We start from the raw sequence: 23697 nt of genomic DNA on the forward strand, positions 1-23697 counted from the left end.
TTTATCTAACAAGTTTGTAAGATTCAAAAGAAAAACCGATGAAAGGTATACCTTTCATCGGTTAACGAGATGCATACGGGAATATGATTCTAATTTTTGTTCCCTTACCTACCTCAGATTCTAGCTCAATCTTATGATTTAATTTTTCACATACTTCTTTAACAAGATATAATCCCATTCCCGTAGACTCTTTAAATTTCCTACCATTTTCTCCAGTATAAAATGGATTGAAAACACGTGGTAAATCAGCAGTAGGAATACCAACCCCATAATCTTTTACTTCCAAAACAATTGCTCGTCCCTTCGAACACGCCGAAACTATTACTTTTTCTTTCTTACTTGATGAATATTTAATTGCATTTGACAGTACTTGATTGAGTATAAATCGAAACCATTTCTTATCTGTTTCTACAATAAGATTCGGATCTACTTTTACCTCTGGATACACATAACTACGTATAAATAGACGTTTATTTTCATGAATAGCAGAATCAATCATTCCCAATAACTGCAATCTGTTCACTTGAAAATCTTGTTCAAATGTTTCTAAGCGAGCAACATATAAGACCATTTCTAGTCCTTTTTTGATTCTTTCTGTTTCTTCATTAATACTATCAAATCGTGAGTCTTCTGCATCTTGTGTAATTAACTCAATAACAGAAATAGGTGTTTTCATTTGATGAACCCATTGATTCATAAAAGTCATTTGTTCTTGTTGTTTTCGTTCCCATTTTTTTAATTGGTTTTGATAATATTGATATTGAGATTGTAGTAATGTTTCTAAGGCCATTGATAATGGAGTCAAATCACTATCTTTTATTGACTCATTTAAAGTTTCCATTGGTGTTGATAGACGCTTGTAGAATGAACGATGACTATAATAACGATAGATTAAATAACCCATTAATAAAAAAACACCCAAAAATACAGAATATAATGCTGTCAATATATGTGGATAACCATCAAACCAATATATAAAAAGAATGATAAGCAATTGGGCAAATGTATAACAAATAAGTGGAATATGTTCTTGTAAAAATAATTTCATTATTCCTTTCCTTCCTTTTTCCAAGTAGCATGCAAACGATATCCAGCACCACGAACTGTCTCCAGTGCATTTTCAATACCTAAATCTTGCAGTTTCCTTCTAATTCTCCCTATATTTACACTCAATGTATTTTCGTCTATATATGAACTATCCCATAGTTGTTCTAAAATCACTTCACGTTTTACAAGGAGCGGAGACTTTGTTATTAATATTTCTAATAAAGTTGTTTCTTTTCTAGTAAGTAAAATTGTCTTATCATTTAGTTGAAGTTCCATTCTTTCTGGGAACAGGATTAACCCTGATTGCTCAACTATTCGTTCTTTTACTTTAGGAGCATATTCACCGTATGCTCTTCTGAGCTGGCTACGGATTTTAGACATAACAACTTCATAATAAAAAGGTTTCGTAATGTAATCATCACCACCATTTTCTAAAGCCATAACTTGATCCATCTCTCCACTCCTTGCAGATAGAAATACAATTGGACAGGTAGAAATAGCTCGTATTTTACGACACCAATAATAACCGTCAAAATTAGGTAAATTCACATCTAATAGCACTATATCTGGTTTTATCTCTTGAAATATATCTAAAACATTTTCGAAGTCCTCTATAATAACACTTTGATATCCATATTTTTTAATATGAGTTCCTAGTAATTCAGCAATTTTCATATCATCTTCTACAATCATGATTGTATTCATAACGTACTCTCCTTTAATTTAAGTGCAATTTCTAAAGTTCATTTGTTATTTAATATTTTACTTATGTAAAAAAGATGATATCTTACCTCTCCCCTTAAATGCAATAAGTATCCAATAAATCTTATATTTGTTGTTACTTAATTAATAATTTCAATAGGGATTGTTTCTATCTTTTTTCTTTACTTAAGTAGACTCTTTTTAAAATACACAAAAAGACCGTCACAGTATTGTGACGGATAAACGGGAAAATATTACTAACTATTTACAATTATTATTTATTTGTCACTTTTAAAGCATCTAACACTATCTTGGTTGCTTCTGCAATAAGCTTATCATCGTATTTAGCATCCTCTTTATCATGATTAGAAAGTATCGCAAGAATAATTGGCTTTTTATTTGGTGGCCAAATAATTGCGATATCATTTCTGGTTCCATAAGATCCCGAGCCAGTCTTATCAGCTACTTCCCATCCTCCTGGAACTCCGGCACGAATTAAGTTGTCTCCGGTAGTATTCCTTTTCATCCAATCTATTAATAAATCCCGTTTCTCAGTTGAAAGTACATCTCCTAGTGCAAAAGCCTGAAGACTAGTAGCTAATGCCTTTGGGGTACTAGTATCATGTACGTCTCCTGGATGTACTTCGTTTAATTCTGGTTCAAAACGTTCAGGATTTGTAACGGTGTCTCCTACTTCTCTTAGTGATTTTTTGAATTCACTAGGTCCACCTAATTGTTTAAGAATAAGATTTTGTGCAGTATTATCACTATATCGAAGAGAAGCATCTGCAAGCTCTTTCAGGGTCATACCACTATCAACATACTTTTCTGTAATTGGATTGTAATTAACAAGATCTTCACGGGTATACAAAACTCTTTGATTTAGATCTTCTATTGATTTCTTTTGTAAAAGTACTCCCACAGCTAAAGCTTTGTGGGTAGATGCGTATGCAAACCGTTTATCTGATTGATACGTAACGGTTTGATTCGTATCAGTGTCCAATGCATAAATACCGAGTTTAGCATCAAATTCTTTTTCAAGTTTAGCAAAAGAATCATTACCAGTAGTTTCTTGTTTGGTTTGATTTGTTTGTTTCGTTTGTTTAGGTAATTCAGACTGAGTATTGCCATCGGAACAGCCTATAAGCGTTGCACATGAAAGAAATACTACAGGTACCATCTTTTTGTAATGTAACATGTTAAAAAACTTGTTTAAGACTATCATACATTTTCAACCTCTTTCAAGAATATATGGTTTTTCTAGGTGTTATACATACCGATACAATTAAAGAGTGTATCGGATATCACTCTTCTTGCATCTCACTTTTCATAAAATGATTGAACTATCATGAACACCTGTTTTATACGTATACTTAATAGACAACCTAAGTAACAAGTTTGTTCCATTTTTATCAGTAGTCGTATCTAGAAACCTAAAAAAGTCCATTTAGAAGATTTAAATGGACTTTTTCACTCATATAATACTATCTATAGTTAAACGAATAAGATTAAATACATTTAAATTTTCTTGTTTTATCTAATAAACTGTTTAGGCATTTCTTTAACGTGCTTATCATCATCACGCCAATCATAGGTTTCTTTCTGCGAAACATCTAAAGTTTGATCTCCAATTCTAACAATATTCTTATTTACCCATTCAATATATGGATCGGTATCTGGATAATTCCAATATATATTTTTCTCTGAATCTGTATCAAGGTTAACTAATTCACCCCTAACAGCATCCGCACTTAATGATCCTGCATTATGAAAATAAGTCTTGATGAGATATTTTCCATCTGGAGATTTCACTGTTCGAATTAATTCCCCTTTTGGAACACCTTGCAAACTAAAAAGTTTCCAATATCCAAATCCAATTATAATTACTAACATAGTAAGTATAGTTAGTAATACTTTTCTTTTTGTTTTTTTAATTTCACCTTTTGTATTTATAATACTCATTCAACTCCATTCCACAGAATACATACCATATTATACCATTAAATAAATGGTATAATATATCAAAAATAAAAATCCTCTCGTAATAGTATTATAAAAAGGGCATGGGATGGTCTCCCTATTTATAAAGTGAAACTTTAATCCTCCTCACCAATCGGGCTACCCGTTAATGCGGGCTACCCGTTAATGCGGGATAAACATGAAAATTCCCCTTTAAGAAAAATATAAAAAATCAGACAGTATACTTGAATTGCTCTTCGCATGAGAATATACTAATAAAGCAGGCTATGACGTTCCTTCCTTCTAACTTCTTTGGCGAAATAGGGATGTTACTTTCCTGCTAAACACATAGGCTATGACAATTCTTCCTTCTTTGTAGAAATTTCAAATTGTTTTAGAGTTGTCAATTTCCTATGAAAATAATTAGACTATAAAACCTCTTTCTTCTTTGGGTTTGAATAAACTTTAGTTTATCAACCATTGATGTAGAGGTTTTCTTTTCTTAATTAACAAATTACCACTTAACAACTAAATGTTATACCTCTAATTTTTCACTAAAAAATAGCTATGTACCCTCTGTGCATTTCTCTACAATTAGTGTGTTTATGCATGTAAAAATAAAAATCTACCACTGAAAGGAGGACAGTCAGACTATTCCCCTCTTTTATAAGGAGTGAATAGCTGGCGTTCTCATGAAAAATTCTATTTACATAAGAAGAAGTTTGAAAGTAATTATAAAAAGAGAAGAAAATAAACTACCGAACATTTATTTAGCCACTGTTTTAAAAAACTTGGAAAGTTTAGGATTTACTTTCTCCGAGCCTTTAATAGAAGAGTTGCAAACGCTTTCGGTTGATGCATTCACATCGTTTTACAAAGAGTTAGTAAAACATTTAAAAGAAATGGTTGGTGCACATATTCAGTTTACTCCTATGTATCCAAACTTTCCGCAACAAATGATGGATTTAAGTGACGCTGATTTATACATCAATGCCGTTATTCATTATGTGACGTTACGCCTACCTGTATCAAAAGTAGAAGAACGACTTCCTCTTTTAGATAGAGTTGATTTGAAAGTTATTGACTTAGGAGGTGAAGAAGATTTCAATCAAATGATTTCTCAATTGATTAGTGCAAACAGCTCTATTTCCTCAACTGATAAGACAGATGTAGAATGGGCTATTACACATACTGAAGATGTTTCCTGTTTTCTACCTAATGTAATTCCTCATAAGGAAAATATGTCTTTTATAATTGGGGTTTTATTAATAAACAGAAAAATATCAGCCGATGCTGCTGCAAAGTATTTTAAAACAGCAACTGATGTTCTTCGCCTTGCAGTTGCTTTATCTGAAGGCGATGTGAGTTTAGCAACCTCTGTTCGATTCAAGAAGTTTAACCGAACAGAAAGACGCTTCCTTTTAGGCTTGTTAGAGCAATGCGGAAACAGTACCGAAGATATGCTTCGATACAAAAAACGTTGGATTCGTTTAGGTGAAATTCTTCATCCAGCAGAATATCATACTCGTTTCCCAAAAACCCACCGAGCGTTTGAGATTCTTCGCAACAACATTAAAGTTGAAACATTTAATGGAAAAATAGAAGCAGCTTTGTTGAATCGTGATATCATGACAGCGAAAAATCTTTTAAAAACTCGCCCGGGGGAATTTGCCAGACGCTTGGATCATTTAATCCGTTTATGTAGTGATAAGTCAACAGATGTTTTCAATATTCTCGAAGAGTTTCTAAGTATAATAGGAAACGTTTCTACTCCTGTATTACTTCAACTCACGGCTCATTTTAAGCATCGAAATGATAAAAATGAATTTCGTACCTTTTTTCCAAAGGGAAATGTAGCAAAAGCTATAGGTATTGAAAATACACTTCCATTTATCTCAGAGGATATTTGTTTAATGATTGTAAAAATGTGTGAAGATACTTTAAAAAAGCGCTTCGCAGAACTTCCAAGTCTCGGAAAAGTATTTTTGGATGAACAGTTAAAAAATCACCTAGTTCCCTTCTCTCAACGTTCAGCCAGCAAAGCGCTTCGCACATTATCTCGAGGAAGTAAAGTAGATTTACCAGAAGGAGATACAATTCGTTTTTTCCTATGGTGGAAAGAAGGCTATGTGAATGGACAACATACAGGACGCGTTGACATTGATTTGTCTGCTGCAATGTACGACGAAGATTGGCAATACAAAGAACATGTCTCCTTCACAAACTTACGTTCAAAAAATTTCAATGCCTACCATAGCGGAGATATTACTTCTGCACCAAAAGGGGCATCTGAATTCATTGATTTCGATATTCCGTCTGTGCTGAAATATGGTGGACGCTATGTGGTCATGACTTTGCTTTCTTACACAGACCAACCGTATAAAGATTTACCAGAATGCTTTACTGGTTGGATGGTTCGTCAATATCCTGGTTCAGGTGAAATATTTGAACCTTCTACTGTTCAAGATAAAGTGGATATTACTGCCGACACCCAAATTTCTATTCCAGTTATTTTAGACTTAAAGGAACGAAAATTGATTTGGACAGATTTGTCTCTTACAAGAGATCTAACTTATGATAATACCATCGAGGCTAATCAAAAAGGTATGATACTAGTTGGAAAGGCTTTAACTAATTTAGTTAAACCGAATTTATATGACTTGTTCCGATTACATATTGAAGCTAGAGGTGAACTCGTTCAAGACATCAAGGAAGCAGAAAGCATTTTTTCTTTGGATAAAGGGATTACTCCTTTCGATATCGAAAAAATAATATCTGATTTTATAGCTGACCCACAAGGCTAACTACATTACAGACATTGATAATGTGTGGAAAATATCATCTATATGAAACAGGACCTGGCAGATGAATATCAGGTCCTGTTTTTTATTTAGTAGATACTAAAATAGTCCGGTTAATCACTATTTATCTAAATACACTATACTAATGAATAAGCAACGCTACTAATAATGCCGAAACACTTAACATACACGTTAAGGTACGCAAGTGATTCAGCAACGTCCAACGTGATTCAAATCGGACTCTAAGTTCAGCCCAGCCAGAATCTCTTACAGGTAGTTCCGCCGAGATGATTACTCTATTCATCGGGAGGTTTCCTGTGAAGGTGATCAGTAGCGTGGCGACATAACTGATCAATGCGATTGCACCTAAAACGACTGTATCAAATTGCTGTAAGTAAACGGATAATACAACAAAACCAACCTGTGCTATAAGAGCACCGTTTGAAATAAAAAGAAACATCGGATTGGCCACTGATGAAGTAAAATGTCTAACGGAAAGAACGAAGGTACGATCATCCGCATTACGAAGACCAGGCATGACTGAATTAGAGTATGCAAAAACAATTCCAGCAACAATACTTGTCGTTAATATAGAAAAAAACGCTAAGAACTTAAATAATAATAATTCATTCATATGTTTTCACATCCCCTATTTATAAAATAATTACAAAATGATTTCAACTTAAACGCATAGCGTATAACGGTTTTTAGTTATGTTTAAAAAATATGATATAAACTTACCCCTAAACTGAGGACGAACAAGACAAGCGCAGGTATTGCTTTCTTAAAAGGATCTCTTGCTAATACAATAAGAGTAAGTGCCGCCGCAAGCATCGTACCACCTAACAAGAATCCTGCTAATAAGGCTGCTACCGGGATCCAAATACCTATCAACATTCCAATCGCTCCTACAATCTCAAAAGCTCCAGTTAAGAAATTAAAGAAAGAAGGTAAACCAAATCTTTTAAACTCATCTGCCATTTTCCCGGATATAATTTTCGTTCCTGTCATTAAAAAGAACACAAATAACACAGCTTTTATAACATTAATTAAAATTAAAATAGTAATCACATCTTTCTTATTATTTGATAAAAACTCAGTATCGTTCAGGTAGTTGCCATTACCCTTTTCAATAGGAAACAGATAAAACTACATGCTATAGCATGTATAAGACAAAAATTGAGTGATATTAGATATGAAAATGATTCTGAATCCATATCATACAAAATACAACTCTCCCTATCCTCCTTCGAAAAAAAAATTATATGCTACAGCATATATATAACAAAGCTTGTTCCTTATAAATAACATCAATAAGGAACAAGTATTAATAGCGTGTACCATATAATTTGTTTAATAATGTTTTTAATTGTTCGATTTCTTCCTCACTCAAATTACTCGTAACAAAATTGTGAGCGTCTTGAACCACAGGCAAGATTGCTTTTTTTAACTCGTCACCTTTTTCAGTTAAAAAAAGGTTATGTGAACGCCTATCTTGTTCATTCAAAGTCTTCTTTACAATCTCTTTTCTCTCCATTGACTGTATCATTCTTACGACTGTAGTTTGATCTTTATCAATAGCTTCTGCTAATTCTCTTTGGGTAGTGCTCCTTTGGCTGCTAAGAACACTAATAATACCCCACTGCTCTGGGGTAACTCCATAAGGCTTTAACCTCTTCGTAAAATAATTGGACATTTTCACATCAGTACGATGGACAAGATAGCCTATTAAATCATGTAAGTTCATGTATCACCTCTATAAATTAAAATATAAAATGGATATAGCATACGAGCCAATCATTCACGATAAATTTGTTTGTTTCACTAAATACATGCTATGACATGTATATTAAAGGAGGTCATTTTAATTGTCAAATTATTTATCTATTCTAAGGCAAAATTCATCCCATACGTTATAGAAGGTATCCCTAATTTGATAAATCCCCCAACGATTTGACACTGTGCTTAAAACTGTTCAGCCAGTGTGCAAAGGTTTATTTTAAATTCCATCAAGAAATTAGTTAACACCTTGCCCTTCAAGCAAAGATTATATAGCTTTGGTTTCATATGAGATTTTTTCTTTTTCTACAGTATCAGTCCAGCTTATTAAAAATAAGAAAATCCCGTATTCAATAATAAATACAGGATTTTTATAAATGAGTTATTCACTTATTCGAAAGAAGTTCATTAGTTACTACGTATATAATTAAGACAAACTCAGATACCAGCCCAAACATCTTTTCCATATCGTCCTTCACTTTGCAAACGATCCAACCAATTTCTTGCTTCTTGTTCACTGACTTCATGAATTTCTTGATATGCTTGACAAAGGGTATCTTCTACATCCGGAGCCATTTTACTTCCATCACCACATATATAAAGATGAGCTCCATTATCTAATAATGAAATTAAATTGATTCTATCTTGTTTTATTAAATGCTGTACATATGTTTTTGGATGTCCCTCTAGACGAGAAAAAGCTGTATGTAAAGAGATTAATCCATCTCTTTCATCATTTTCTAGTTCTGTACGATAGAGATAATCTTTTTCAGGATGACGACAACCAAAATATAGATGCGCTTGTCCTAATTTAATACCTTTTTGCTTTTGAACACGACGCGCTTGCAAGAACCCACGGAATGGTGCAATGCCAGTACCTGGCCCAACCATGATAATTGGGGTTTCTGGATTTTCAGGTAATTGAAAGTTTGATTGTGGCGTTCGAATGAAACAAATAATCTCATCTTTATTATTACGCCGAGCTAAGTAATTAGAAGCGACTCCTTCATATGTCCCTTCCCCACTCCATGCAGGCGCATTAACAACACCGACCGTAATGCTCAGACGATTCTGTGCAACGAGTGGAGAGCTTGAAATAGAATAGTAACGCGGTTTGAGCGCAGGAAGAAGTTCTAAAAAGCGTTCAAATCGGATTTCACAAGCCTCATACTTTTCAAGAAGATCCAACATTGAAATACGTTTCTTTAATATTTGTTCATGATAAACTCCTTCTTCTAATAATGATTCCAATTCTTTTTTATGAGGAGGGCATGCTGTGAATGTTACCATTTCTCGTATTTGTGCTCGAGTGGCTGCTTCTTGAACTTCGACACTATAACTAAGAAGGTCCAATAAACTAACAGGACTGTCTAAAGGTATGTGATTTATACTTCGTCCACTTGCACTCAGTATGACTTGATCCTTCCCATTTAATCCAAAGCGTTTTAAAATTCGGTTGATATTTTTCTCGCTATTAATTGGCAGCACTCCAAGATGGTCTCCTTCTTGATACGTAGCACCTTCTGGCAAGGATACCTCGATATGTCGCGTACTTCTATCACTGCTGGATGATTGGAGTTCACGATTTTCTAGTATAGATGCATAAACTGCTTCATATGTTCGTGCAAGAGGAGATCCTCCAAGACGACTGACAAACTGTAGACTCAAAGTACTGCGTTCTTTTTCCATATTTTTGTTGAGTTCCAATCCAAATGCCTTCATCGCATCAAACCACATGCTTTGTTTCCATTGCTCGAGCTGTTCCTCGAAATCACCACTTGCATCCGCTTCTCCGCGTTTAGAAAATCTTGTTGCTCCTTTTTGAGCCATCTGCTCATCAATGTATCTTGGAATCCGTTGATAGGTACTAGCCCAATTATGATCTCCACAACCAAAAACTGCGTATTGAACACCTTTTAGCTCATCCGGTTTTAGTTCCTCCAACCACTGCACAAACTGTCCTGCATTACTTGGCGGTTTTCCATTATAAGAAGAAGTTACAATAAGAACCGCTCCCTCTTTCGGCAAACTTCCAATTCGATCGTTAAGAGCTACTACTTCCGTTTGAACCCCTTCTAAACTAGCTGTATCCGCTAGTTCTCTTGCAATACCTTCTGCTACACCTGTATCCGAACCATACAGAACAAGAAGCGAAAGATTATCGGCCCCAATAATAGAAGATGTCTTCTGAACGTGCTGCTTAATTTCATGGGTTTTCAGCTTTTCCTCTATAGGTGCAAGAACAGTAGGATGGCTAATAGTTTGTTCTCGGGGTACAATCCTAATCTTAAAATCACCGGGCTTTAGCGTTAATGTTTGTTTTACGTCCAACTGATAGTTTTGATAATCGATTAATTCAAAATGTTGAAGAAGCATTCCCATTACAAGAGTGGCTTCATGAAGTGCAAACTGCATACCGATACATGCTCTCTGGCCATTTCCAAATGGCTTATAAGCATGATGAGGCACCTTATCCAGCTCTTCAAATCGTTCAGGTTGGAATTCTTCCACATTGTCTCCCCATGCATCTTTATCCCTATGTAGCTGTGGAATAAGAACAGAAATACGATCTTCTCCTTTCTTAATTGGGTATTTCTCACCAATTACTGTATCTTCTTTTGCATAGAGACTGAAGGCTGGAGCAGTAGGCCATAGACGTAGCGATTCATTTAAAATCATCCGTATATACTTAAGTTTCATAACTTGTTGGTATGTTGGAGTAGCATCTGTCAAAACACGGTCTACTTCTTCATAGGCTTTTTTCAATTTATCTGGATTCTTTAATAAAAAATAGATTGCAAAAGATAACAACCCACTTGTTGTCTCATGCCCAGCTATTAAAAAGGTAATAATTTGGAAACGAATATTTTCATCATCTAATTTTTCCCCAGTTTCCGGATCCTGCACATTTAACATACGGGAAAGTAAATCATTTTCATCTTGATTTCCATTACTTTTACGTTCAGCAATAATATTATCTACTAAAGAAAACATGGATTGAATATCATGCTGAAATTGACGTTTCGTTCTCCACATGAGTTTGTCTTCTATATCCAGTCGCTGCAATTGGTGCATAGCCTCATCTAGAGCACGGGTCATGCTAGTGATAAAAGGATGAGATGTCTCACGATAAAAGCTATTGAATCGGTAATTAAAACCACATAAACCAATTGTATCTAATGTAAGTCGAGTCATATCCTCCGGAACATCCACATTTTCATTCGGATTAAGTCTTGCCCATTTCTGAACGAGTTGTACGGCAATATCGACCATCATGGCATGGTAATCTTTCATTGCCCGTTGGCTGAATGTAGGCATCAAAATATTATGAGCTTTTTTCCAGTTAGGCTCGTGAGTCTCACTTGTAAATAATCCGTCTCCAGCAAAGGCACGAACTTTTGCTAAAGCACCCTCTATACTTTTATCGAACCGCGTTTCGTCACAGACTTCTGCTACCAGTTCATGTCCGGAAACGACAATTATGGTATCACTTAAAGTTTGAATTCGAAAAATGGGACCATACTCTTCCGCCAGCTTAATAAACGATAGAGTCGGTTTATCTTTATCGATTAATGGGAGATTACCCAGCGGTCCATATGTTTTCGGCTGAGGAATGGCAGATACTTTTTTTTCCATTTAAAACACCCTTTCAAAAAAGCATGAAATAAAGTGAAACTTTAATCAGTGGGGGTTTTGTTCATCCCCCACTGATTATTAGCCCTCACCAATCGGGCTTTTACGGGCAGTTGGTCCCCCACCTAACTTCTTTGCTTCCGCTGAATTTTGAGGTGTGGGTCTTACTGCCCGGCAAATAGCGGGATAAAATATCCCATTTAATAAAGAGGAAATAGCAACTAATCTCCTGGGATACAGATATGTAATTGATTACCTTATTTTATCTTTTCCCTAACTATTCATGATTATGATATTGCGTATAAGCTTGGCAATTAGATTTATAACTTGTAGAAAAATACTAAATTAAAATGCAGCGAATTAATATAATTGGAGCCTTTTAATGTTGGTGTTAAAAGATAATCTAAAATTATAATGTTTATGAGAAATTGCAAACGGATCTCATCTCTTGTATTTGTTTATAAAAACGATTATTTTGATTCATTTTCTTCTAAAACACCCCAAAATAGAAAAGTTGACGAGCTTAAGATTGTAGTATTCGAAAAATCAGTAGTTTAGTTAAACCAATACGATAAGCAAGTATACCTTGTTATTAATGAAAGAGGACCTGATATGAACATCAGGTCCTCTTTTACTATATAATTATTTCCCTGCTTCTTTTAGTTCTTTTCCAGCTTTAAATGCCGGCGCCTTAGCAGCAAAAAACTTGTAGGAATCATTATCAAGCGTTTTATTTTTCTCTACCGATTTAGCTTCTCGACAGCTTCCGCACTTGTATCTACACGTTTAACGAAAAAAACTAATAGTAGTGCAACAACATTCATGCCAAGCGCTACATAAAATGAATATTGAATTCCAGATAATAAAGCCTTCTGAGTTACTATTGCCTTCGTAGTTTCTGTGAAGGTTGTTGGATCTATATCAGACATTAAACTTTCAGCTTTTGTTTTTGTTACAGAATTCATAATCGTAACAAGAATAGCAGTACCAATCGAACCGGACACTTGTTGAGCTGTATTATTAACAGCTGTACCGTGCGGATTTAAGCGAGTTGGCAATTGATTAAGACCATTTGTCATAAGTGGCATCATCACCATCGCCATTCCAAACATCCGCAGTGTGTAAATAAGAATAATATGTGTGTGACTAGAGTCAATTTGCAGGTTTGCCAACATATAAGTTGAAACAGCTGTAATGGAAAGCCCTACTATGCCAAGAATCCGCGGGCCATATTTATCAAATAGTTTACCTGTAATTGGTGACATAATCCCCATTATAACCGCACCTGGAAGCATCATCAGCCCAGAGCTTAGCGGCGAAATACCACGGACGTTTTGTACATAAGCTGGTGTTAAAATCATACCTGAAAACATGGCCACCGCGTTGACAATTGCAATTACAGACGCAAGTGCAAACATTGGGTACTTGTAAACACGTAAATCCAATAACGGCTCATCCATTTTTAATTGACGGATAATGAAAGCAATTAGGGAAATAGCGCCTATGATTAAGGTTGTTAAGACAACTTTATTTGTCCAACCATCGGAGCTTGCAGAACTGAATCCATATAACAAACCGCCAAAACCGACAGAAGATAATAGTAATGAGAGATAATCAAGTTTTGCATTTTTGTTTTGTTTCATGACATTCTCAGATTTCCAAATTCCTAACAGTAAGCTAATGATTGCTAACGGTAAAATCATTTCAAAAAGCAAACGCCAGTCATAATACTCTACAATATAACCTGATAGTGTCGGTCCAATTGCTGGAGCTGTAATCATAACTAGTCCAAAAATCCCCATTGCTGTTCCCCTTTTTTCTCTTGGAAAGCTTACTAGCATAATATTCATTAACAAAGGCCCCATAACTGAAGAGCCTGCCGCTTGAACCATCCGGCCAGTAAGTAATAAACCAAAGTTCGGCGCTACAGCCGCTAAGGCCGTACCAAAAATAAAAATCACCATAGATGTAATAAATAAACTCCTATTTGAGAAACGCGTTATTAAAAATGCTGATGCCGGAATTAATATACCACTTACAAGCATATACCCTGTAGAAAGCCATTGGATCGTTGAATAATCTTTAATGTCTAAATCTTTCATTATTGATGGCAAGGCTACATTTAAAAGCGAGTTATTTAAAAATGAAACAAATGCCCCAACAAAAAGGATTACAAGCATTAAATATGGTGGTTTTCTTTTATGTAATGTTTCACTCATATATTTAATTGCCCCTTCATTATAAATTTCATTGATTCGTTTAAATCATTTGCATATTTGCACAAGAAAACATTATCCTTGCAGTATTTTGCCAAACTCTTCGAATGGATATTCTCTTTTTAGCAATTCCAATTGCCCAACATAACATTTTAAAATCTTTTTGTTGATTAAACCTTTATAAAAACGTTTGTTAACGGAAATTAAATTAGGCTGAAATACACAAAAGAAGCAACTGAAAATCCCCTCCTAAAATAAAATGAAACTTTAAATCAGTGGGACTTTTACAGGCAGCGAGAAAAATCAACCAGACCACGCACCCATTCCTTTAAATACGGGCTTGTAGATCTAGTTATGTAACCATCCATAAAAAGGAATATTACATAGGCTAAGTCTAACATTACATTTTTAAAGTGAGGGGAATAAGCGTATGCACCAATATTGGTATTTGAATTCAAAAGGAAACGGGGAACAATATTCTAACCAAATTTCATTATATTCACAGCCCAAAATAACTAAATATGAGGTAATGAATGATTTGAAGATTCCTGAGAATTGGAGTTGTCGAGTCTATCCAGTTAGTTGGGATTCATCAGCCAATTATACGGGGTTCAGTCCCCATCCCCCTCCCTTCTCTTGGGGGCAGCCAATCAATTATGCAGGGATAATGTCCCAAGGACATTCTGCTAATTGGGCTCCATTACCAGGCCATGCAGGTTTCAATTTTCAAAAACCTCCCTCCCCCTGGATCCAACCGTTCAATCATACAGGGATGTTCGCACAAGGGAATCTTGCCGCTTTACTATCGCCGCCAGCCAATCCTTTTAATTTTAGTACCAATAAATGGGGTGTTTTTGGAAACCCTCCAGGATGGGGTGGACAGGTAAGTCCCATGGGATGGGGAAATAACGGAGGTAACGGTCAGCTAGGAATGCTTGGAAACTTACTTACAGCAGGAAAAGGCACCATGAGTGGAATAGGAATGATCAGTAGTCTAATCGGGATGGGGAAATTCTTCTTTTAGTTAATTAGAACCGGAAAATATGGCTGTAGCTTTAATCAGCCACATTTAAGGGAAGTAATCTCCCACCTAACTTCCTAGCATTCGCGGAAATTTGAGGTGGGTATGTATTATTACAAGTTACTGTTTTACTTTGAGTGCTCCTTTACTTTCTTATCAAGTGCCTTACTATAAGCATCTTTGTTTTCCTGTGATAACTCATAAATTGCTTTTTTCCAATACTCTCCGTCTACACCTGATAAAAATTCAGTACCTTTCATTGTAGCTTCTTGAATCTTCTGTTTATCTTCTTTACCAGCATCCTTAATTAACTTCGTTGCTTTTCTTGCCTCTGTTACCCCTTCTTGTATGGATTTGTGAATGTCTTTGTATGTATCAGGTACTTTTATGTGTTCCATATTATCTAAAATTTTATCTATCTCGTTTGATGTTTTTAAAACAGCTTTTGCTTTTTCTTTATCCTTTAAGGATTCTCCTAAGTTTAGTAATAGTTCATCCTTCTAAAATTGGAACTCTACCACTTGTTCACTTATGTAGTACGGATACTGTTGTTCGGAAATTACTGTTTTCGTTATTGCTTTACTAGTTTGCTCAGTTTTATGAGTAGAATCTTTATCTCCTACTTCGCATCCGACTAACAGCATAAATGGAACTGCTAACGTTACTAGTTTCTTTGCTCTCATTATGTATTCTCCTTGTAGAAATTATTGTAAGTAATTAACATATCAAACTATAACATACATTACATTATGGTTCACTTCCATTACGCTTTTAAAATGTAAAATAAGAATACACCCCATAAGCTACAAATAAGATTAATAGAATAGAAATGCCGAGTACCGTATATATGATCCATTTTAAATTTGAGTTCATATAATCCTCCTACCTCTCGATAATTCCAGTATATAACAAAAAAGCATTGGATACCCAATGCTTTTTACACTTACGCAAATAGAGACGTATTCGCATATAAAGCTGGTGAACCACCTGAATGTACGAATAAAATATTGTCTTCCTTATTAAATTTACCTTTTTTAATTAAGTCGATTAATCCCGCTACTGCCTTACCTGTATACACTGGATCAAGTAAAATACCTTCTGTTTTCGCAAGTAACTGAACTGCCTCTACCATTTCCGGCGTTGGTAACGCATAGCCTGGCCCTACATATTCATCAAAGCACGTAACAGCGTCGCGCGGGATAAAGTTTGGAATACCAACGTGTGCTGAAGTTTCATCTACAAGTTTTGCTACTTTCTCTTCTTGCTCAGCTTTTCCTCTACTTACGTTAATTCCAATTACAGGAATATGGCTTTGCGTTCCAGAAAAACCAGTAATTAAACCAGCGTGCATACCAGCGCTACCACTTACGCAAACGACTGAACTGAAATCAATTCCTTGCTCAAATGATTGCGCCATAATTTCTTGCGCACAAGCAACGTATCCCATTGCGCCAGTAGGATTTGATCCGCCAACTGGTATTACATATGGTGTATTACCTTTTTCACTAACTTCTTTCGCTACTTTTTGCATCTCTTCCATAAGATCTGCTCCGTTCGGTACAACAATTACGTTTTCAGCACCTAGTAAGTGATATAAGAAATAGTTACCGTTAAAGTCTCGCTTCTCTTCTGGCTCAAGCCCTTCCTCTAATACAAGGATACATTTCATCTTTTCTTTTACCGCAGCAGCAAGTGTCAAGCGGCAATGATTTGACTGAATACCACCAGCTGTAATCAACGTATCTGCACCCTTTTCCTGTGCATCCGCAACTAGAAATTCTAACTTTCTCGTCTTATTACCACCGGCTGTTAAACCAAGTAAATCATCTCGTTTAAAATAAATAGTCGGGCCACCAAGTGCTTCAGAAAAATTGTTTAACTTTTCAATTGGTGTATATGATTCTGTATATTTTTTTCTCGGGAATTTAGCTAAATTCATTGTAACGCTCCTTTTGTACTTCTTTCACAATATATGTAACGTTACTATTATTACATGTAAAAATGGTGAAGTCACCTTTCTGGGTTAAAAATGTATTAGAATTTCATTTTGATAAGTAAAACCGTATTAATGATTTTAACTTAATTACGGTACATGAAATTTATATCAACGATTTTCTTAATATATCGATCTATCGACAAAAAACGACAGACAGGCAACCCCTTTCTCATCAACAAAAAAAGAGCCCACACATTCAAATGCAGACTCCCTCCAATCACTTATTTACCGAAAAACGAAGTAACTGCGTTAATCCCGGCTCTAAATTCATTTCACCTTTATGGCGTACGTATACGACTTTATCTCCATCAAATTTCGGAGGATTTGCTTGACTATACGTATGCCACTCATTCGTTCCTTCTATAGAATACTCCATATATTCATTTGCACCGACAATTATATTTTTACGATCATCTGCCGTTACATTTGGTGCCATCTGCGCAATTTTTGAATCACTAATTAATAACTTCTTTATATCCTTATCACGTTTGTAATCGTAAGCTGTCACAATTACATCGTTACCATATGCTTTTACTTGTAACCCTTGTTTAAATGAATAGCCATCTGGAGCAGTTTTCTCTCCTCCATTTGGTCCTGCTGACATCCAGCCTGTTTCAATCCCGCCCGTATTTACAACAGTGAAACCTTTTTCATCTCCGCCTGTAATTTTCTTTTTACCAGCCCAGTCAGGTAAGTTTAAATCCCAATGTGTATGACTCGTGAAGAAAACAACCTGCGGATAGTCTTTTAATATATCGTACAATTTATCCACGTTTAAATAATCTTGTAAATATGGTGATTGTCTTGATCCAGATACTGTATCAGGTAAAACGTGATGAGAGAAAATAAAGATTGGCTTATTTTTATCTTTTTGACTATACTCTTCTAAATTTTGTTTTAACCAACCTAATTGCTCATCACTCATATATACTTCGTCCCACATTTTTGAATCGTGGTATTTCATATATTTTTCAGTTCCTAAAAATAAAAGTGGATAGCCATCTAATTCTTTTTTATGATATACCTTTTCTTGTCCACTAAATTGTAAGTAGCGACCAAATAGTGTTTCTTCCGTTACACCATTTGGCCATGTACTTTGAGAGAGTTTCCCATCCGCTGTCCATTTACCAGCATAAAACTCATGATTCCCAACAGTAGACCATACATTTTCTGGATGCTTATTTTTATTTAACACACGCTTTACATCATTATATTGTGACTGTTGCCCAGTCGGCGTTATATCCCCATTCATAATAAGCGCTCTAGAAAGTGGCGTCACTTTGTTCATATCTTTTAGCACATGATCAAAATCCCCTAAATCCCCTTGAATATCACTAATAACGTTAAAAGTTGTAGCTGATTTTCGGACTTGCTCTTTCCCTTCCGCATGTGCTGAAAACGTCGGTAATAATGCAGTCATAACTGCTAACAAAGCAACTGTCTTTTTCATACAAATTCTCCCCCTAATAATAGAATGTACAAACTGACATGTTCTGCTTTCTCTTAGGTGCTTGTCCAATTCACATTATAGGAAGGGATTGTAAAGATAGATGGAGTTAAAAGTTAAGTGTTTTTTAAGAGATTTTGTCTTTTTTTCACACTCCACAATTAGTAATTCGCGCCAATCTAGATTTCTAGTCTTTAACATTACATAAATGTAAATGAATATGATGAATCTCTTCGTTTGATATGTTGTCTTTTTAATCTTTGTTATATAACCGCCACAAAATACGCTCTCTTTTCAAGTTCTCTTCATTTAATAAACGTTACTCCTCTTTTAATTAGCCTTAAAATTATAAATCGGCTTAATAATATGTTTGATATCAATTGTGTCCTTTGTATTCTCAACAATCTCATCCATTGGCTTATATACCATTGGTGCTTCATCTAAAGTACTTTCTGCTACAGATGTAGTCCAAACCTCTGTCATTGTATTTTGAAAATCCTCTAAGTTCAGTACTTCTTTCGCCTTCTTACGGCTCATAATACGTCCTGCTCCATGAGGGCCAGAAAAGTTCCAATCTGGATTTCCTTTACCAAATGCAATGATAGAACCGTCTCTCATATTAATTGGAATGATTACTCGTTCATCTTTCTGAGCTGAAATAGCACCTTTTCTTAGAATCATATTGTCCATATCGATGTAGTTATGGATTGTAGTGAATTGATCTGTTACTTTCCAATCCATTTTAGTGACGATTTCATCAATCATTGCTTTACGATTTAACTCCGCATATTTTTGAGCAATTTTCATATCATTCATGTAATCTTTAAATCCTTGTCCTTCTAAATAAGCTAATTCTTTGCGAATCACCGGTTTCTTAATTTCACGTAAAGCTTCATGTATCTCTTGTTGTCTACCTTCTTTCGTTAAACGTTCAATGATTTCTTCTTTAATAGATTTAACGTTTATAAGTTGCTCGTAAGCAAAGTTTTGATAATACTCTGCTACCTGTTTCCCTAAATTACGCGAACCACTATGAATGACAATGTATACATTTCCTTTATCATCCTCATTCAGTTCGACAAAATGATTGCCCCCGCCAAGTGTACCAATACTTTTTTGAGCACGTTGCAATGTAAACGGGGCTCTTACACTATCAAAATCAATCATTTTTGAAAATCTATGTTCCTTATCTCGAATACGAAAACCACTTGGGACAAATTTACGTATCGTTTCGTCTAAGTGATCGAAGTTGATTTCTTCTTTCTTTTTGTCGATCATAACAACTTCCATGCCACAACCAATATCGTACTGACCTCCCAGTTTCCTGAAAGAGTGGACTATACCTTCTCTACAGTCATCGAGATATGCAGTCTCTACTGTAGGCTCACCGTATTAATTATTCCTCTTCAACTCAAAATGGATGAAGAATAATTCTATACCTTAGTCTGCTAACATGGTACAAGTCTCTGAACCATTCGATTATGTCACCATAACCACTGGCTGCTGATTGCCCTCGCCTTTTATCGTTAGGGTTCCCAGTCAATTGAGTGAGTAGTTTACAGTCTGAGCCGATTAGTTAACCCCGACTAAATTAGGAACAATTTTATCTTGAATCGTCATTGTTGTCCCAATCGTACAACCTGCACCCGCATGTGTATCTGGCATAATACGAATCTTGCTACCCTTTACGAATTCTTGGTTACAAAGATCGAGTATTTGACCTGCTGCCGTTTCTTCTACATTCGTAGTATACACTTTCGCTTCATTGTATTTTCCTTGTAATTTCAACATCTTCTATTTCCCCTTTCCTTTAGTTTCTACAAAACATTAATTTATATATATTATATATTTATAATTATATTTTCCACCACTACAGCTCATTTCCTTTTTTATAAAAAAAGACACAGAGATTCCTCTCCATGCCTGTTAATTTCCTACCTCTTCACCGCATGCACATAATGTACCGTCTCGAAAGCTTTCAAATAATCATTTCTTCCGGCAAAATATAATGTATTTATGTCCTCTGGTGATAAGTGCTCATAAATGAGTAAACCTGAATTCTCTAACAATGCTTCCATTTCGCGATAAGAATAACATGACTTCATCGGTTCTCCACCTACCGCTGCCATTTTTACTATATTTTCAACTCGGTTAGACAACCCTTTTTCCGTAAATAAGTTTTCAGCCGGATAATCGAAAACGATAGAACTCCCTACTGGAACTATCTCGAATAAACACTCTATTAAACTAGCAAGCTCCTTTTTCGTTAAATAGTACGTAACACCTAAAAGGCTAAAGAAAGTCTTTTTATGTTCAAATCCTTCATTCTGTAACTGTTCATAGGAAAATCCTTTCGTAAAATCCATTGAAACAAAATGAAGGTTATTTGGAACTTCAAGTTCTACTTCTTTTATTCTTTCCCTCTTAAACGCCTGTGTAGAAGGATGATCCACTTCAAATATTTCTATTTTATTTTCTAATTCTCGGTGTCTAAAACTGAACGTATCTAAGCCTGCACCGAGTATGGCGTATTGTTTTGCTCCTAATATAATTTCATGTAGTAATACTCTTTCACAATATGCCGCACGTGCTAAAGGTGTTGGTGATAACTGAACTTGCGTAATCCATTTTAATATCTCTTTTGGATTGTCTTGAAACTGCTCTGCGATATCTTTATTGAAAAAATGTATACCTTGAACCATATTCGTTTCAATATCGTTACGTTCTTTTTGTGAAATGAAATTTTTAGCTACATAATCATCAAAGATTTTAGGATTATCAAATTCACTATGATATGCCCTTCCGAAAGCCGATACTAATGCCGTTACACTTGCTTCACCTTGTTTCATGCACATACACTCTCCTTCATTTTCACAACAAAAATAGGGTTCCCCTGGCCAGGAGAACCCTATTATACACCTTATTTTTATATTGGTAAATTATAGCATAAATAAGTTTTTTTGTCAAGTTTTCAGCCTACTACGCTCCAACAATTTGTGTAATCTCTAGAAGGAAGATTTCGATCTACACCGAATATTCCAGTTTATAACAATACAAATGGAGGGCGTCATGAAAAGATTAGTCATCATTACAGTGGGAAAAACACACAGTGGAAAAACTACATTTGCAAAAGAGCTCGAAAAAGAGTTACCTAATTCTTTTATTATGGACCAAGACAACCAAGCTGAATTTATTAACACACATTATGAAAAATTACAGCCGACAGAAGGTTCAAATACACTAAAGCACGGTCTTTCAAAATTCATTGTTGATTATGCGAAAGAACATACAAATTTACACCTTATTATTTGTAACTCAAATAGAAGCCTAAACGGACGAATGTATTTGCTAAATGAATTGTTTAAGAAGGAGGAATATATACGCGTATTAGTTCACTTTGACATCCCAGATGATGTACTTTATGAAAGAGTGGCCCTTAGTAAACGAAGTACAAATATTTTTAGGGGAAACTATTCCAGTTTCAAAGAAGTCCTCCACCGCCAACAAGTTGAATCACTACATGAAGACGTAGTAGATCCTATAGAAAATGAAGCTGATTATTTGTTTGTTATTCGTAACAGTAAGAATGTAAACTCTACTATATTAAAAATTGTCCATCTTGCTAAAGAGTTCTCCCCTACTCCAAAATAAGAGACTATAAAAATCACATAATCATAGATTATTATGCAAATACTTCCTCTAGACGGCGCAGATGGTATATAATAATGGAAGAATCTACTTCTATATGCTCAATTTTACACAAAACAGCTCATGCATATGAAAGAAAAGAGGTACAAAAATATGAAAACAAAACAAACAATTGCTGCGTCTACACTAGCTTTAGCAATGATTGCTGGCGCGAACTCTGCTCATGCGGAAGTAAATGATGCTACTCCTCAGCAAAGTACGGGAGATCGATTAGCTGAAATTAAGCAACATAAGCAAGAGTTAGATGCGAAATTACAGCAGCACAAAGAAAACGTGGATCAAACATTAAATGAACTTAACAAAGTTAAGGAAAATGTTGATACAAAGGTGAATGAACTACATGAACGTAAACAAGTTGCTGATGAAAAAATTAACGAAGTTAAACAGCATAAACAAGAACTAGATGCAAAACTTCAGCAAGACAAACAAATCGCCGAAGATAAAATCGCTGAAATTAAAGAGCATAAAAAACAAGTAGAAGATAAAGTCGCTGAAGTAAAAGAACATAAGCAAAATATCGATAACAAAGTTAATGAGATTAAAGAACATAAACAAACTGTCGATGAAAAAGTGAATGAAATGAAGCAACATAAAGAGAACATTGATCAAAAGGTTAATGAACTTAAGGAAGTTAAAAAACAAGTAGATGACAAATTAGCTGAGTTAAAGAAAGCGAAACAAACTGCTGAGGACAAACTCGCTGAGCTAAAAGAAAACAAGCCGAATACTCGTAACACGTTAGAGGAACTTAAGAAAATTAAAGGCAATTTAGATAGCCTTTCCGCTAACTTAGAATTAGCTAAACAAGATGTAAAAAACAAACTAGCTGAATTACAAAAGGCTAGAGAAGATTTACTAAATAAAATTAACGAAATTAAACAATCTAAACAAACTGTTTCAGACGATTTAACAAAGAAAAAACAAGACTTAGATATTAAAATCAACGACTTTAAGCATACTGAGAAAAAAATTGACGACAAATTAGCTGAGTTACATACAACGAAGCAAAATGTTGATAACAAGATTAATGAAGTATCACAATCTAAACAAACGCAAGCAGATAATGGTACTAAAAACAATAACGCTAAAGAACTTCCTAACGCTGGTAGCGAGCAATCAAACAATATGGCTCTAGGAATGCTATCTGTATTAGGCGGTGTTTTATTACTTACTCGTAATAAAATTAAAAAGTATTTATAAAACAGCTATCATTTTGATTATATAATCTACTGTCCCTTCTCTAAGAAGCCTATGCATAGGCTTCTTAAGGAAGAGACCAAATATAAGTACGTTTACAAACTAGTTATCCCTCTACAGTTAGATTCTATTTCTATCCACATATCATTTGTTGCAGAGCCCAACCTTTCACTTTTTCATTATGATAATAC

At 35.0% G+C, this 23697-nt stretch carries 18 protein-coding genes and 1 pseudogene; 4 read left to right on the top strand and 15 right to left on the bottom strand.

Translation table 11 applies throughout. The features are described 5' to 3' along the window. Window positions 1-61: 61 nt before the first annotated feature. The 4 genes from ACODS7_RS08125 to ACODS7_RS08140 all read right to left on the bottom strand — a co-directional run bounded on the left by ACODS7_RS08125 (window position 62) and on the right by ACODS7_RS08140 (window position 3711). A complete protein-coding gene (locus ACODS7_RS08125; RefSeq protein ID WP_029442778.1) occupies window positions 62-1048 on the bottom strand; it encodes a sensor histidine kinase in 987 nt (328 codons plus the stop codon). Beyond that, window positions 1048-1752: a response regulator transcription factor gene (locus tag ACODS7_RS08130; RefSeq protein ID WP_029442779.1), complete on the bottom strand. Its 705-nt coding sequence runs from the start codon at window positions 1750-1752 to the stop codon at window positions 1048-1050. The genes ACODS7_RS08125 and ACODS7_RS08130 overlap by 1 nt, the downstream gene beginning before the upstream one ends. A 271-nt stretch (window positions 1753-2023) precedes the next feature. Further along, window positions 2024-2974, bottom strand: a complete 951-nt coding sequence (gene bla / locus ACODS7_RS08135; RefSeq protein WP_098629953.1) for a class A beta-lactamase — start codon at window positions 2972-2974, stop codon at window positions 2024-2026. Between the two features lie 308 nt (window positions 2975-3282). Continuing rightward, window positions 3283-3711, bottom strand: a complete 429-nt coding sequence (locus ACODS7_RS08140; protein ID WP_000022542.1) for a DUF5412 domain-containing protein — start codon at window positions 3709-3711, stop codon at window positions 3283-3285. A gap of 689 nt (window positions 3712-4400) precedes the next feature. On the opposite strand from ACODS7_RS08140, the gene ACODS7_RS08145 reads away from it, so the two are divergent. Further along, complete coding sequence (locus ACODS7_RS08145) at window positions 4401-6512, top strand: TerD family protein (protein WP_243168413.1); 2112 nt, start codon at window positions 4401-4403, stop codon at window positions 6510-6512. A gap of 139 nt (window positions 6513-6651) precedes the next feature. Here the strand turns inward: ACODS7_RS08145 and ACODS7_RS08150 are convergent, their stop codons facing one another. From ACODS7_RS08150 to ACODS7_RS08170, 5 genes are all read right to left on the bottom strand, one after another. Continuing rightward, window positions 6652-7143 (bottom strand): anthrone oxygenase family protein, encoded by a 492-nt coding sequence (locus tag ACODS7_RS08150; protein ID WP_016081004.1) that lies wholly within the window; start codon window positions 7141-7143, stop codon window positions 6652-6654. Between the two features lie 83 nt (window positions 7144-7226). Next, complete coding sequence (locus tag ACODS7_RS08155) at window positions 7227-7577, bottom strand: DoxX family protein (protein WP_043315761.1); 351 nt, start codon at window positions 7575-7577, stop codon at window positions 7227-7229. A gap of 259 nt (window positions 7578-7836) precedes the next feature. Beyond that, the gene (locus ACODS7_RS08160; RefSeq protein WP_048565120.1) at window positions 7837-8256 is read right to left on the bottom strand and encodes a MarR family winged helix-turn-helix transcriptional regulator; all 420 of its coding nucleotides are present in this window, start codon (window positions 8254-8256) and stop codon (window positions 7837-7839) included. Window positions 8257-8726: 470 nt separating this feature from the next. After that, the gene (gene cypD / locus ACODS7_RS08165) at window positions 8727-11924 is read right to left on the bottom strand and encodes a bifunctional P-450/NADPH--P450 reductase (RefSeq protein WP_098629952.1); all 3198 of its coding nucleotides are present in this window, start codon (window positions 11922-11924) and stop codon (window positions 8727-8729) included. 737 nt (window positions 11925-12661) lie between these two features. After that, window positions 12662-14140 carry a DHA2 family efflux MFS transporter permease subunit gene (locus ACODS7_RS08170; protein WP_016081000.1) on the bottom strand — a complete coding sequence of 493 codons (1479 nt, stop codon included), beginning with the start codon at window positions 14138-14140 and terminating at the stop codon, window positions 12662-12664. Between the two features lie 427 nt (window positions 14141-14567). Here ACODS7_RS08170 and ACODS7_RS08175 point away from each other — a divergent pair, with 427 nt between their 5' ends. Beyond that, on the top strand, window positions 14568-15161 hold the full coding sequence (locus ACODS7_RS08175) for a hypothetical protein (RefSeq protein ID WP_098629951.1): 594 nt from the start codon (window positions 14568-14570) through the stop codon (window positions 15159-15161). Between the two features lie 125 nt (window positions 15162-15286). Here the strand turns inward: ACODS7_RS08175 and ACODS7_RS08180 are convergent. The 6 genes and pseudogenes from ACODS7_RS08180 to ACODS7_RS08205 form a co-directional block, all read right to left on the bottom strand. Next, window positions 15287-15841 (bottom strand): annotated as a pseudogene (locus ACODS7_RS08180) (DUF7018 domain-containing (lipo)protein). Window positions 15842-16101: 260 nt separating this feature from the next. Then, window positions 16102-17097 carry a D-cysteate sulfo-lyase gene (gene cuyA / locus ACODS7_RS08185; protein ID WP_048565115.1) on the bottom strand — a complete coding sequence of 332 codons (996 nt, stop codon included), beginning with the start codon at window positions 17095-17097 and terminating at the stop codon, window positions 16102-16104. Window positions 17098-17371: 274 nt separating this feature from the next. Continuing rightward, window positions 17372-18604, bottom strand: a complete 1233-nt coding sequence (locus ACODS7_RS08190; RefSeq protein WP_243168412.1) for a DUF4073 domain-containing protein — start codon at window positions 18602-18604, stop codon at window positions 17372-17374. 327 nt (window positions 18605-18931) lie between these two features. After that, a complete protein-coding gene (locus ACODS7_RS08195) occupies window positions 18932-19891 on the bottom strand; it encodes an RtcB family protein (RefSeq protein ID WP_098629948.1) in 960 nt (319 codons plus the stop codon). 282 nt (window positions 19892-20173) lie between these two features. Next, window positions 20174-20392, bottom strand: coding sequence for an RtcB family protein (locus tag ACODS7_RS08200; protein WP_029442788.1), 219 nt, complete (start codon window positions 20390-20392; stop codon window positions 20174-20176). A gap of 143 nt (window positions 20393-20535) precedes the next feature. Beyond that, the gene (locus ACODS7_RS08205; protein ID WP_142333843.1) at window positions 20536-21450 is read right to left on the bottom strand and encodes a class I SAM-dependent methyltransferase; all 915 of its coding nucleotides are present in this window, start codon (window positions 21448-21450) and stop codon (window positions 20536-20538) included. Between the two features lie 220 nt (window positions 21451-21670). Here ACODS7_RS08205 and ACODS7_RS08210 point away from each other — a divergent pair, with 220 nt between their 5' ends. Next, window positions 21671-22252 (top strand): AAA family ATPase, encoded by a 582-nt coding sequence (locus ACODS7_RS08210; RefSeq protein WP_088115151.1) that lies wholly within the window; start codon window positions 21671-21673, stop codon window positions 22250-22252. A 150-nt stretch (window positions 22253-22402) separates the two neighbouring features. Then, on the top strand, window positions 22403-23509 hold the full coding sequence (locus ACODS7_RS08215) for an LPXTG cell wall anchor domain-containing protein (protein WP_243168411.1): 1107 nt from the start codon (window positions 22403-22405) through the stop codon (window positions 23507-23509). Window positions 23510-23697 lie beyond the last annotated feature (188 nt).

It is taken from the genome of Bacillus sp. FG16 (genome assembly GCF_057809515.1).